Origin of the sequence: Streptomyces filamentosus (assembly GCF_014654895.1) — a bacterium.
In the GTDB taxonomy this organism is placed as follows: Bacteria; Actinomycetota; Actinomycetes; order Streptomycetales; family Streptomycetaceae; genus Streptomyces; species Streptomyces filamentosus.
This window is the reverse complement of the sequence record NZ_BNBE01000002.1, coordinates 1101671-1115453: the sequence shown is the minus strand read 5'-3', so window position 1 is coordinate 1115453 and position 13783 is coordinate 1101671. Positions and strand designations below refer to the sequence as shown.

At 71.3% G+C, this 13783-nt stretch carries 6 protein-coding genes; 5 read left to right on the top strand and 1 reads right to left on the bottom strand.

Features of this window, described 5'->3' with window-relative positions; genetic code table 11:
* Positions 1–6 precede the first annotated feature (6 nt).
* Entirely contained in the window at positions 7–1758 is a 1752-nt protein-coding gene (locus IE326_RS23915) for an ABC transporter substrate-binding protein (RefSeq protein ID WP_190042945.1), read from the bottom strand.
* Positions 1759–2041: 283 nt separating this feature from the next.
* On the opposite strand from IE326_RS23915, the gene IE326_RS23910 reads away from it, so the two are divergent.
* The 5 genes from IE326_RS23910 to IE326_RS23890 all read left to right on the top strand — a co-directional run bounded on the left by IE326_RS23910 (position 2042) and on the right by IE326_RS23890 (position 13776).
* On the top strand, positions 2042–3055 hold the full coding sequence (locus tag IE326_RS23910) for a LacI family DNA-binding transcriptional regulator (RefSeq protein WP_150226782.1): 1014 nt from the start codon (positions 2042–2044) through the stop codon (positions 3053–3055).
* Positions 3056–3260: 205 nt separating this feature from the next.
* Positions 3261–6632, top strand: coding sequence for a CARDB domain-containing protein (locus IE326_RS23905; RefSeq protein ID WP_190042944.1), 3372 nt, complete (start codon positions 3261–3263; stop codon positions 6630–6632).
* Positions 6633–6833: 201 nt separating this feature from the next.
* Entirely contained in the window at positions 6834–11120 is a 4287-nt protein-coding gene (locus IE326_RS23900; RefSeq protein WP_190042943.1) for a discoidin domain-containing protein, read from the top strand.
* A 208-nt stretch (positions 11121–11328) separates the two neighbouring features.
* Positions 11329–12750 carry an extracellular solute-binding protein gene (locus IE326_RS23895; protein WP_150226779.1) on the top strand — a complete coding sequence of 474 codons (1422 nt, stop codon included), beginning with the start codon at positions 11329–11331 and terminating at the stop codon, positions 12748–12750.
* Between the two features lie 84 nt (positions 12751–12834).
* Entirely contained in the window at positions 12835–13776 is a 942-nt protein-coding gene (locus IE326_RS23890; protein WP_190042942.1) for a carbohydrate ABC transporter permease, read from the top strand.
* The last annotated feature ends 7 nt before the right edge of the window (positions 13777–13783 follow it).

Here is a 13783-nt window from a genome sequence, read left to right as displayed (position 1 = left end):
CGTCCTTCAGTTCGCGCTCTTCGACGGGTCCTTGAGACCGACGGTCGCGTAGTCGATCTGACCGCCCCAGGAGGTGTGGCCGTAGGCGCCGGCGACGTTGGTGCCGACGAGGAGGGTGCGGCGCTTCGAGGCGGCGGGGGCGACGGGGGCCTTGGCGAGGATCCGTCCGTCGAGCTCCTGCCACGCCTTGTTGGCCGCGTCGCCGTCGGACATCGCGGCGATCTCGTCCATCCGCTTCATGGTGGCGTCGTCCTTGAAGAGGGACTGGTTGCCGGTGTTGCCCTTCTCCTTGATGAAGCGCGCGTCGAAGACGAAGGGGAGGAAGGTGGAGCCGGAGGGGTAGTCGGGACACCAGCCGGTGTAGACGAGGTCGGTGCGGTTCCTGGTGTCGCCGATGGTGTCGTAGAAGGCGGACGGGTCGACGGTCTCGATGGTCACCTCGATGCCGGCCTTGCCGAGCGACTGCTGGATGGCCTCGCCGATGGCCTTGTCGCCGGTGGAGACGGTGAGGCCGGTGGAGAAGCCGTCGGGCTTCCCGGCCTCCTCGAGCAGCTTCCTGGCCTTCTCGGGGTCGCCGGCGAGCGGGATCCCCAGGGTGTCGGGCTGCTTGCCGCCGGTGAAGAGGGAGCCGGGCATGGCGGCGCTGGAGGCGTCGGTGACGGCCGGGCCGCCGGCGGCGGTGACGATCGCCTCCCGGTCGAGGGCCCACTGCACGGCCTGGCGGACCTTCAGGTCGGTGAAGGGGGCGCGGCCGGTGTGCATCTGGAGCATCTCGGTGCAGCTGCTGGACTCGGCGAGCAGCCGGGCCTTGACGTCGGCCTTGGTGAGGACCTTCGAAATGGACTCCGGGCGCAGCTGGGCCCAGGAGACGGCGGAGGCGTCGCCGCCGGAGGAGGCGATGAGCCGGTCGTCGATCTGGGTGCCCTTGAGGCCCATGGTGACGACGATCCGGTCCGGGTACGCCTTGCGGACGGTGTCGCTCTTCGGGTCCCAGTGGGTGTTGCGGACCAGGACCATCTGCTTGTCGCGGGCGTACGACTCGATCTTGTACGGCCCCGAGGAGAAGGGGCGGCTGTCGTACTGGGGGCCCTTGTCCTGCTTCGGCGGCACCGGCGCGAAGGTGGGCAGGGTGGCGGCGAAGGGGAACTCGGCGAAGGGCGTGTGCAGTTCGAAGACGATCGTGCGGGCGTCCGGGGTCCTGATCGAGTCGAGGTGCTTGCCCTGGCCGGGGCCCTGGTAGCCCTTGCCGCCGACGAGGTAGCGGGCCGCGTAGTCGGGGCCGCCGGGCAGGTCGGGTGAGAAGGACCGCTCGACGTTGTGCTTGATGTCCTGGGCGGTGATCGGGGTGCCGTCCTCGTACTTCAGGCCCGCCTTGAGGCGGAAGGTCCAGGTCTTGGCGCCGTTCGAGGGGGTGCCCAGGTCCTCGGCGAGGTCGGGGACCAGCTCGCTGCCCTCGGCGCCGGGGCCCGCCTTGTAGGTGACGAGGGTGCGGTAGAGCAGCCGGGTGCCGAAGTCCATGTCGGGCATGACCCAGTTGCGGGCCGGGTCGAGATGGGTGAAGTCCTGGTTGGACAGGACGGTGAGGGTGCCGCCCTTCTGCGGGGTGCCGCCGAGGACCGCGCCGGCGTTGGCCGCGGCGGGGTTCTTCCGCTCCGGTCCGCGGGACCCCTCGCCGGACGGGCCGGTGGAGCAGGCCGTGAGGGCGAGGGACAGGGTCGACACCAGGGCGGTGGCCAGGGTGCGGGTGCGCTTGTTCATGGGGTCACTCCGAGGAGGGCGGAAGAGCGGTCGGACAGCCAGAGCGGCCGGAATGTGACCCGTAACATAGTAATGTGAAATTGCACTGACAAGGTGTCGGGTCCCGTCAGGCCCGTCCGTTACCCATCCGTGTCCCTTCCGGCCCTCCGGGTGCTCACTCTCCTTCCTCCTTCGCGCCCCAGCGATCGCCCCTTCCTCCTCCGCACCCCGGCGGTCGCTCTGTTTGCGTAGGGACCGCAAGGAAACGTCAATCTCTTGCGATCCTTGCGCTAGTCTTGCGCGCATGACGCGACGACTTGCTCAGGTGGCGAAGAAGGTGGGGGTCAGCGAGGCCACGGTCAGCCGGGTCCTCAACGGCAAGCCGGGGGTCTCCGAGGCGACCCGGCAGTCCGTGCTCACCGCCCTGGACGTCCTCGGCTACGAGCGCCCCACCCAGCTCAGGGGCGAGCGCGCCCGGCTCGTCGGCCTCGTCCTGCCCGAGCTCCAGAACCCCATCTTCCCCGCCTTCGCCGAGGTCATCGGCGGGGCGCTCGCCCAGCAGGGCCTCACCCCCGTGCTCTGCACCCAGACCAAGGGCGGCGTCTCCGAGGCCGACTACGTGGACCTCCTCCTCCAGCAGCAGGTCTCCGGCGTGGTCTTCGCGGGCGGGCTCTTCGCGCAGGCCGACGCCCCCCACGACCATTACCACCAGCTCGCCGAGCGCAACATCCCGGTCGTCCTCATCAACGCCTCCATCGAGGGTCTGGACTTCCCCTGCGTCTCCTGCGACGACGCCGTCGCCGTCGAGCAGGCGTGGCGGCACCTCGCCTCCCTCGGCCACGAGCGGATCGGACTGCTCCTCGGCCCCGCCGACCACGTGCCCTCCCGCCGCAAGCTCCAGGCCGCGCGGGCCGCCGCCGAGGCGGCCGGCGTCCCGCTCGCCGACGAGCACGTCGTCCGCTCGATCTTCTCCCTCGAAGGCGGCCAGGCCGCCGCGAACCGGCTGCTCGAACAGGGCGTCACCGGCATCGTCTGCGCCAGCGACCCCCTCGCCCTCGGCGCCATCCGGGCCGCCCGCCGCCGCGGACTCTCCGTCCCCGGCGACGTCTCGGTCGTCGGCTTCGACGACTCGGCGTTCATGAACTGCACCGAGCCGCCGCTCTCCACGGTCCGCCAGCCCATCGAGGCCATGGGCCGGGCCGCCGTCGAGCTGCTCTGCGCCCAGATCCAGGGCGTCCACTCCCACCCCGGCGAACTGCTCTTCGAACCCGAGCTCGTGGTGCGCGGCTCGACCGCACCGCCGGCGGCCCGCGCGTAGCGGAGTCCGTACCGCTTCCTCCCCTCAGGCACCGGTTCCTCCCCCGCCCCACGGCGGGGAGGACCGGTGCCTTCGTCGTTTCTCTGCGCTTTCCGTTGACAAGGACGTCATCCGGGGGAAACCTGTGGCCGCAACGACCGCAAAACTTTGACTGAATCACTCAAAACACTGCGAGTCACGCGTCAGGCTCACGGAGAGGCCCCCCATGAAACCCCTGCGCCACGGCCTACGGCTCACGATCGGCCTGCTGATCGCCGCCCTGGTCGCCCTCGGGCTGCTGCCCGCCTCCGCCCACGCCGCCCCGGAGGCGGCCCCCGACCTCGCCCTCGGCAGACCCGCCACCGCGTCCGGCGCCCACGGCGCCTACCCGGCGGGCAACCTCACCGACGGCAGCCAGGCCAGCTACTGGGAGGGCCCGGCCGGCGCCTTCCCACAGTGGGCCCAGGTCGACCTCGGCGCCGCCGTCCGCGTCGACCGGGTCGTCCTGAAGCTCCCCACCGGCTGGCAGGCCCGCGACGAGACCCTCGCCGTCCTCGGCTCCACGGACGGCAGCGCCTTCACCACCCTCGCCGGCTCCCAGGCCCGCCGCTTCGACCCGGCCGCCGCCAACGCGCTCACCCTCGACCTGAACGGCGCCCAGGTCCGCCACGTCCGCGTCCAGATCACCGCCAACACCGGCTGGAACGCCGCCCAGCTCTCCGCCGTCGAGGTCTACGGCGAACCCGGCACCACCGAACCCCCCGTCGGCGGCACCGACCTCGCCCGGGGCAAGGCGATCGAGGCCACCTCGGTCACCCAGAACTACCAGGCGGCGAACGCCAACGACGGCTCCACCGCCACCTACTGGGAGTCGGCCGGCTTCCCCGCGAGCCTCACCGTGAAGCTCGGCGCGGACGCCGAGCTCGCCGGTGTCGTGGTCAAGCTCAACCCCGACCAGGCGTGGGGCCCGCGCACCCAGTCCTTCGAGATCCAGGGCCGCCCCGCCGGCGCCACCGCCTTCACCGCGCTCAAGCCGCGCGCCGACCACGCCTTCAGCCCGTCCGCCGGGCAGAACACCGTGACCGTCCCGGTCACCGGCCGCTTCGCCGACGTCCGGCTCGTCTTCCACGCCAACACCGGAGCCCCCGGCGCCCAGGTCGCCGAACTCCAGGTCCTCGGCACCGCCGCCCCCGCCCCCGACCTCGTCGTCACCGACCTCACCTGGACCCCCGCCGCCCCCAGCGAGACCGACGAGGTCACCGTCCGGGCCACCGTCCGCAACTCCGGCACGGCCGCCGCGCCCGCCTCCGCCGTCCGGGTCGGCGTCGAGGGCGCCGTCGCGGGCACCGCCCAGGCCGCCTCCCTCCCGGCCGGGGCCTCCGTCACGGTCGACGTCCCCGTGGGCCGCCGGCCCGTCGGCGCGTACACCGTCTCGGCCGTCGTGGACCCGGCGAACACGGTGCCGGAGCTCGACGACACCAACAACAGCCGCACCGCCGCCGCGAAGCTGACCGTCGGTCAGAGCCCCGGCCCCGACTTGATGGTCACCGGCATCACCGCCAGCCCCTCGGCCCCGGCCGTCGGTACGCCCGTCTCCTTCACCGTCGCCGTCCACAACCGCGGCACCACCGCCGTGCCGGCCGGCACCGTCACGCGGCTCACCGCCGGCACCACCACCCTGAACGGCACCACCGGCGCCGTCGCCGCCGGCCAGACCGTGACCGTCGCCGTCGCCGGCACCTGGACCGCCACCAGCGGCGGCGTCACCCTGACCGCCACCGCCGACGCCACCGGCACCCTCGCCGAGACCGACGAGTCCAACAACGTCCACACCCGCTCGCTGGTCGTGGGGCGCGGTGCCGCCGTCCCCTACACCGAGTACGAGGCGGAGGACGCCCGCTACCAGGGCACCCTGCTCACCGCCGACCGGCTGCGCACCTTCGGCCACACCAACTTCGCCACCGAGTCCTCCGGCCGGAAGTCGGTCCGGCTCGACGCGAGCGGGCAGTACGTCGAGTTCACCTCGGTCAACCAGGCCAACGCCCTCACCGTCCGCAACTCCGTCCCCGACGCGGCGGCCGGCGGGGGAGCGGAGCACACCCTCAGCCTCTACGCCGACGACGTCTTCGTGCGGAAGCTGACCCTCTCCTCCAAGCACTCCTGGCTGTACGGCACCACCGACGACCCGGAGGGGCTGACCAACCGGCCCGGCGGCGACGCCCGCAGGCTCTTCGACGAGTCGCACGCGCTGCTCTCCCGGTCCTACCCGCCGGGCACCCGCTTCCGGCTCCAGCGGGACGCGGGCGACACCGCCGCCTTCTACGTCCTCGACCTGATCGACCTGGAGCAGGTCGCCCCGCCCGCCCAGCAGCCGGCCGGCTGCGTCTCCATCACCGAGTACGGCGCGGTGCCGAACGACGGACTCGACGACACCGACGCGATCCAGCGGGCCGTCACCGCCGACCAGAAGGGCGAGATCGGCTGCGTCTGGATCCCGGCAGGACAGTGGCGCCAGGAGCGGAAGATCCTCACCGACGACCCGCTGGACCGGGGGCAGTACAACCAGGTCGGCATCCGCGACGTCACGATCCGGGGCGCCGGCATGTGGCACTCCCAGCTCTACACGCTGACCCCGCCGCACCTCGCGAACGGCATCAACCACCCCCACGAGGGCAACTTCGGCTTCGACATCGACGCCAACACGCAGATCTCGGACATCGCCGTCTTCGGCTCCGGCACCATCCGCGGCGGCGACGGCAACGCCGAGGGCGGCGTCGGCCTCAACGGCCGCTTCGGCAAGGGCACGAAGATCCGCAACGTCTGGATCGAGCACGCCAACGTCGGCGTCTGGGTGGGCCGCGACTACTCCAACATCCCCGAGCTGTGGGGGCCGGGCGACGGCCTGGAGTTCAGCGGCATGCGGATCCGCAACACCTACGCCGACGGCATCAACTTCGCCAACGGCACCCGCAACTCCACCGTGTACGACTCCTCCTTCCGCAACACCGGCGACGACGCCCTCGCCGTCTGGGCCAGCAAGTACGTGAAGGACACCTCGGTGGACGTCGGCCACGACAACCACTTCCGCAACAACACGGTCCAGCTCCCGTGGCGGGCCAACGGCATCGCGGTCTACGGCGGGTACGGCAACACCATCGAGAACAACGTGGTCTCCGACACCATGAACTACCCGGGGATCATGCTGGCCACCGACCACGACCCGCTGCCCTTCTCCGGGCAGACGCTGATCGCGAACAACGCCCTGCACCGCACCGGCGGCGCCTTCTGGAACGAGGACCAGGAGTTCGGCGCCATCACCCTCTTCGCCCAGGGCCCCGACATCCCGGGCGTCACCATCCGGGACACCGAGATCCTCGACTCGACCTATGACGCCATCCAGTTCAAGACGGGCGGCGGCGCCATGCCCGACGTGCGGATCAGCAACGTCCGCATCGACGGCACGGTCAACGGCTCCGGGGTGCTCGCCATGGGCGGTGCCCGTGGCAGCGCGACCCTGACCGGGGTCACCTTCGCCCACACGGCCGAGGGAGACGTCCTGATCGAACCCGGCTCCCAGTTCACGGTGAACCGGGGCTGACCCACCCCGCCGGAACGGCGGTCCGCACCCCGCGGACCGCCGCTTCGGCATGCCCGCGCACGGCCCTGACGCCTCCTCAACTCGCCCTGTCCGAGCGGTAGACGACCCCACGATCCTCTGGAACTCTCTGAGCGTCCCGCGCAAAGAATCAACATTCGAGCGCGAAATCTGGACATGCCCCCATGCAGAGAACGAGGAGCGATGACCATCCGCAACTGGAGATCACGGTGCCTGAGCGCCGCGGTCGCGACGAGCCTCCTGGCGCTGGGCGGTCCCCTGATGACCGCCGAGGCCGCCGGAGGCCCGAACGTCGCCCTGGACGACGCCGCCGCCGCGAGCAGCGCGCACACCGAGTACGGCGCCGGGAACGTCACCGACGGCCGACAGGACTCGTACTGGCAGAGCGCGGGCCCGGCCTTCCCCCAATGGGTCCAGGCCGACCTGGGCAGCGCCACCCGCGTCGACGAGGTGGTGCTGAAGCTCCCGGCCGGCTGGGAGGGCCGGAACCAGACCCTCTCCGTCCAGGGCAGCGCCGACGGCACGAGCTTCACCACCCTCAAGTCCTCGGCGACCTACGCCTTCACCCCCGGCGCCGGCAACACCGTCACCATCGCCTTCCCGGCCGCCCAGACCCGCTTCGTGCGCGTCGACATCACCGCCAACACCGGCTGGCAGGCCGCCCAGCTGTCGGAACTGGAGGTGCACGCCGCCGACGGCACCTCCCCGAACCTCGCGGCGGGCAAGACCCTCACCGCCGGCAGCCAGACCCAGACCTACGTCCCCGCCCGGGCGAACGACGGCAACCGCGCCACCTACTGGGAGAGCGCCGGCGGCGCCTTCCCGCAGTGGATCCAGGCCGACCTCGGCGCCGCCCTGCGCGTCGACCGGGTCGTGCTCCGGCTGCCCGACGGCTGGGAGGACCGCAGCCAGACCCTGAAGATCCAGGGCAGCACGGACGGCACGGCCTTCACCGACCTGACCACCGCCCAGGCGTACGCCTTCGACGCGGCCGGCGGCCGCAGCGCCACCGTCACCTTCGGCTCCACCACCACCCGGTACGTCCGCGTCGTCTTCACCGCCAACAGCGTGCAGAACGCCGCCCAGCTCTCCGAACTGGAGGTCTACGGACCGGCGACCGGCGACACCCGGGCGCCGACCGCCCCCGCGAACCTGGCGTACACCGAGCCGGGCGCCGGGCAGATCCGCCTCACCTGGACCGCCTCCACCGACGACACGGCCGTCACCGCGTACGACGTCTACGCCGACGGCACCCTCCTCACCAGCGTCGCGGGCGATGTCACCACCTACACCGACACCCGCCCGGCCGACCGGACGGTGACCTACAAGGTCAGGGCCCGTGACGCGGCCGGCAACCAGTCCGCCGACTCCGCCCCGGTCACCCGGCCCGGGGCCACCGGCGACACCCAGGCCCCGACGATCCCCGCGAACCTGGCGTACACCGAACCGGGCCCCGGCCAGATCCGCCTCACCTGGACGGCTTCCACCGACGACACGGGCGTCACCGGCTACGAGGTCTACGCGAACGGGACGCTGCGCGCCACCGTCGCCGGGACCGCCACCACCTACACCGACACCCAGCCGACCACCAGCACCGTCACCTACCGCGTCCGCGCCAGGGACGCCGCCGGCAACCGGTCCGCCGACAGCGGCGCCGTCACCCGCAACGGCTCCGGCGGCACCGGTTCCAACCTCGCCGTCGGCAAGGCCATCAGCGCCTCCTCCACCGTCCACACCTTCGTCGCCGCCCACGCCAACGACAACAGCACGGCCACCTACTGGGAGGGCGCGGGCGGCGCCTACCCGAACACCCTCACCGTGAGGCTGGGGGCGAACGCCGACGTCGACCGGCTCGTCCTGAAGCTCAGCCCCGACGCCTCCTGGGGCGCCCGCTCCCAGACGATCGAGGTCCTCGGCCGCGCCCAGGACGCCACCGGCTTCACCGGCCTGGTCGCCGCGAAGAGCTACTCCTTCGACCCCGGCACCGGCAACCAGGTCACCCTCCCGGTCGCGGCCCGGACCGCCGACGTGCAGCTCCGGATCACCGCCAACACCGGCGCCCCGGCCGGCCAGATCGCCGAGTTCCAGGTGATCGGCGTCCCGGCGCCCAACCCGGACCTCAGGGTCACCGGCCTGACCGCCGCACCTGCCGCGCCCGTCGAGTCCGACCCGGTCACGGTCTCCGCCACCGTCCGCAACGACGGCACCGCCGCCGCCCCGGCCAGCAGCCTCGCCGTCCGCCTCGGCGGCACGAAGGTCGCCACCGCGGCGGTCGGCCCGCTCGCCGCGGGGGCCCAGACCACCGTCACGGCCTCGATCGGGGCCCGCGAGGCCGGCTCGTACGAGCTGAGCGCCGTCGCCGACGAGGCGGAGGCGGTCGTCGAGCAGAACGAGACGGACAACACCTACACCAGCCCCACGCCGCTCGTGGTGAAGCCGGTGGAGAGCTCCGACCCGGTGGTCGACTCCCTCGCCACCTCGCCGTCCAGCCCCTCCGCGGGCGACGCCGTCACCTTCAGGGCCGTGGTGCGCAACCAGGGCACGGTGGCCACCACCGCCGGCACCCACGGGGTCACGCTCACCGTCCTGAACGAGCAGGGCGGCACCGTGAAGACCCTCACCGGCTCCTACGGCGGCGCGCTGGCCGCCGGGGCGCGGGCGGAGGTGAGCCTGGGCCCCTGGACGGCCGCCGACGGCTCGTACACCGTCCGCACGGTCCTCGCCGACGACGGCAACGAACTGCCGGTCAAGCGCGGCAACAACACCGCCACCCAGCCGCTGTTCGTCGGGCGCGGGGCGAACATGCCGTACGACACCTACGAGGCGGAGGACGCCGTCACCGGCGGCGGCGCGACCGTCGTCGGTCCCAACCGCACGGTCGGCGACCCCGCGGGCGAGGCGTCCGGCCGCAGGGCCGTCACCCTCGACGCCACCGGCGAGTACGTCGAGTTCACCACCCGCGCCGCGACGAACACCCTGGTCACCCGCTTCTCGATCCCCGACGCCCCGGGCGGCGGCGGGATCGACTCGACGATCGACGTCTACGTCGACGGGGTCTTCAAGAAGGCGCTGCCGCTGACCTCCAAGTACGCCTGGCTGTACGGCTCCGAGACCGCCCCCGGCAACTCCCCGGGCGCGGGCGGCCCCCGGCACATCTACGACGAGGCCCAGCTGATGCTGGGCGAGACCGTGCCGGCCGGCAGCCGGATCCGGCTCCAGAAGGACGCGGCGAACACCTCCACGTACGCGATCGACTTCGTCGACCTGGAGCAGGTCGCGCCGGTGGCGAACCCGGACCCGGCCGCGTACGCGGTCCCGGCGGGCTTCGGGCACCAGGACGTCCAGAACGCCCTGGACCGCGTCCGGACGGACACCACGGGCACCCTGGTGGGCGTCTACCTGCCGCCCGGCGACTACCGGACGGAGAGCAAGTTCCAGGTGTACGGCAAGGCCGTGAAGGTGGTCGGCGCCGGGCCCTGGTACACGAGGTTCCACGCCCCCGCGACGCAGGACAACACCGACGTCGGCTTCCGGGCCGAGGCCGCCGCGAAGGGCTCGCTCTTCAAGGGCTTCGCCTACTTCGGCAACTACACCTCGCGGATCGACGGCCCCGGCAAGGTCTTCGACTTCGCGAACGTGTCGGGCATCGTCATCGACGACGTCTGGAACGAGCACATGGTGTGCCTCTACTGGGGCGCCAACACCGACCGGATCACGATCAGGAACTCCCGGATCCGGAACCTGTTCGCCGACGGGATCAACATGACCAACGGGTCGACGGACAACCTGGTCAGCAACAACGACGCCCGGGCCACCGGCGACGACAGCTTCGCGCTCTTCTCCGCGATCGACGCGGGCGGCGCGGACATGAAGAACAACGTCTACGAGAACCTGACCAGCACGCTCACCTGGCGGGCGGCCGGCGTGGCCGTCTACGGCGGTTACGACAACACCTTCCGCAACATCCGCATCGCCGACACCCTGGTCTACTCGGGGATCACCATCTCCTCGCTGGACTTCGGCTATCCGATGAACGGATTCGGAACCGGACCGACGACCTTCGAGAACATCTCGATCGTCCGGGCCGGCGGCCATTTCTGGGGCTCCCAGACCTTCCCCGGCATCTGGGTCTTCTCCGCCTCGAAGGTCTTCCAGGGGATCCGGGTGAACCACGTCGACATCGTCGACCCCACCTACAGCGGGGTGATGTTCCAGACGAACTACGTGGGCGGGCAACCGCAGTTCCCCATCAAGGACACGGTCTTCACGGACGTGTCGATCACCGGGGCGCGCAAGTCCGGTGACGCCTACGACGCGAAGTCCGGCTTCGGCCTGTGGGCCAACGAGATGCCGGAGGCGGGCCAGGGGCCGGCCGTGGGCGAGGTGACCTTCAACGGCCTGCGGACGAGCGGCAACGCCGTCGACGTCCGCAACACCACCAGCACCTTCAGGATCCACGTCGAACCGTAGCCGTACGGGCTCCGGAGAGGCCGGTGCGAACCGTTTCACGCGGTTTGCACCGGCCTCGCACGCATGCAGGGTTGCGCTTCACTGTCGAGCATTTACGAAATCAGCGCGATATCTTGCGTTCACTTGTCGGGGGTGGTTGAGTGTGCCGCGCCCCGCCCACACATCACCGCCGGGGCCACCTCCCGCCCATGCCCGAAGGGGACCACCCATGAGAAGTGCCCGGCTCCGCCGTACCCGCAGACCGGCCGCGGTCGCCCTCGTCTCCGCCCTCGCGCTGACCGCGCTCGCCGCCTGCGGCACCAGCAGCAGCAGCGACGACGGCGCCGGCGACGGGGCCGAGCGGAGCGGCTCCGCCGACCCCACCACCCCGCTCGACCCCCAGACGAAGGTGACGCTCACCATCGACTGCATGCCGCCCGCGGCGAAGGCGGCCGAGCTCAAGGAGTGGAAGGAGGACGTCGCCGCCTTCAACAAGACCTACCCGAACGTCACCATCGAGGGCCGCTCCACCCCCGGCCAGTGCCTGGAGCCCCCGCGCTTCACCGCCATGCTCAAGGCCAAGTCCCAGCCGGACGTCTTCTACACCTACTTCACCGACCTGCCGCAGGTCCTCGCCGAGGACGGCGCCGCCGACATCAGCGCCTACGTCAACCCCACGTCCGTCCCGCTCCTCAAGGACATCGACCCCACCGTCCTCGACTCCCTCCGGCACGACGGCAAGCTCTACGGCCTGCCCACCAGCAACTACACGATGGGCCTGCTCATCAACCGCAAGCTCTTCAAGGACGCCGGACTCGACCCCGACGCCCCGCCGCGCACCTGGGACGAGGTCCGCGCCGCCGCCAAGAAGATCGCGGGCCTCGGCAACGGCGTCGCCGGCTTCGGCGAGTACAGCGCCGGCAACACCGGCGGCTGGCACTTCACCGCCCAGATGTACAGCCTCGGCGGCGACGTCGTCGACGCGAGCGGCACCAAGGCCGCCTTCAACGACGAGATCGGCAAGCAGGTCGCGAGGAACCTCCACGCCATGCGCTGGGAGGACGACAGCATGGGCAAGACCCAGCTGCTCAAGTGGGGCGACCTCCAGAAGCAGATCGCCACCGACAAGCTCGGCATGTTCCTCGCCGCCCCCGACGACATCGCGTACATGGTCCAGCAGCTCGGCGCGAAGTACGAGAACTTCGGCATGGGCCCGATCCCCGGCGCGAAGAACACCCTCGCCGGCGGCAACAACTACATGATCAAGAAGGGCATCCCGGCCGACAAGATCAAGGCCGCCGTCGCCTGGCTCAACTTCAAGAACCTCACCGTCGGCAAGGGCCAGTTCGACTGGGCCCGCACCAAGGCCGACGGCCTCCCGGTCGGCGTCCCCCAGCCCAACTTCTGGCTGAACGGCTCCAAGACCACCGACGACGCCGCCCGCGCCCGGCACGCCACCATGCCGGTCGCCAACTTCAAGGCGTTCATGGACAACCCGGTCCCCGGCAAGGCCGAGCCGCCGAAGGCCCAGGAGGTCTACAAGGTGCTCGACAACGTGATGTCCGGCCTCCTCACCAACAAGGACGCCGACGTCGACAAGCTCCTGGCCACCGCCGAGTCCCAGGTCAACCAGGTCCTGGCCAACCAGTGACCCGGCCGGGCGGGGCGGACCCCACCCGGTCCGCCCCGCCCGCCGGCCCCCTCACCGACGGCAGCACAGCACCAAGGAGCGACGATGCCGGCCCTCACCACCGCCCCGCCCCCGGTGAAGACCCCCCACGGCGGTCCACCGGACAGGACGGCGCGCTTCCCCACCGCCCTGCGGCGCAACCTGACCGCCCACGGCTTCCTCCTCGGAGCCGTCCTCTGCTTCGCGGTCTTCTCCTGGTACCCCATGGTCAGGGAGTTCCTGCTCGCCTTCCAGAAGACCGAGCGCGGCACCAGCACCTGGGTCGGCCTCGACAACTTCCGCACCGTCGCGAACGACCCCGCCTTCTGGCAGGCGTGGAGCAACACCCTCCTCTACACCGCCCTCGCCCTGGTCCTCGGCTTCGCCGTCCCCTTCGTCGCCGCCCTCGTCATCAACGAGTTCCGGCACGGACAGGGCTACCTCCGGCTCCTCGTCTACCTTCCCGTGATGCTCCCGCCGGTCGCCGCGGTCCTCCTCTTCAAGTACCTGTACGACCCCGGCTACGGCCTCCTCAACGAACTCCTCGGCGCCCTCGGCCTCCCCGCCCAGCAGTGGCTCCAGGACCCCGACCTCTCCCTGCTCGCCGTCGTCGTCGCCTCCACCTGGATGAACATGGGCGGCGCCACCCTCATCTACCTCGCCGCCCTCCAGTCCATCCCCGGAGAGCTGTACGAAGCCGCCGAGCTCGACGGCGCCGGGCTCCTCCGCAAGATCTGGCACGTCACCATCCCGCAGACCCGGCTCGTCCTGTCGCTGATGCTCCTCATGCAGGTCATCGCCACCATGCAGGTCTTCGTCGAACCGTTCCTGCTCACCGGCGGCGCAGGCCCCGAAGGATCGACGACCACCGTCGTCTACCTCATCTACCAGTACGCCTTCAACTTCAACAACTACGGCGCCGCGGCCGCACTCGGCCTCATGCTGCTCGTGCTCCTCGCCGGCTTCTCGGCGGCGTACGTCAAGCTCAGCCGCGCCCAGGACGACTAGGACCGGG

Coding starts and splice junctions, on each gene's coding strand:
- IE326_RS23915 (WP_190042945.1), bottom strand. CDS start 1,758: ATGAACAAGCGCACCCGCACCCTGGCCACCGCCCTGGTGTCGACCCTG.
- IE326_RS23910 (WP_150226782.1), top strand. CDS start 2,042: ATGACGCGACGACTTGCTCAGGTGGCGAAGAAGGTGGGGGTCAGCGAG.
- IE326_RS23905 (WP_190042944.1), top strand. CDS start 3,261: ATGAAACCCCTGCGCCACGGCCTACGGCTCACGATCGGCCTGCTGATC.
- IE326_RS23900 (WP_190042943.1), top strand. CDS start 6,834: ATGACCATCCGCAACTGGAGATCACGGTGCCTGAGCGCCGCGGTCGCG.
- IE326_RS23895 (WP_150226779.1), top strand. CDS start 11,329: ATGAGAAGTGCCCGGCTCCGCCGTACCCGCAGACCGGCCGCGGTCGCC.
- IE326_RS23890 (WP_190042942.1), top strand. CDS start 12,835: ATGCCGGCCCTCACCACCGCCCCGCCCCCGGTGAAGACCCCCCACGGC.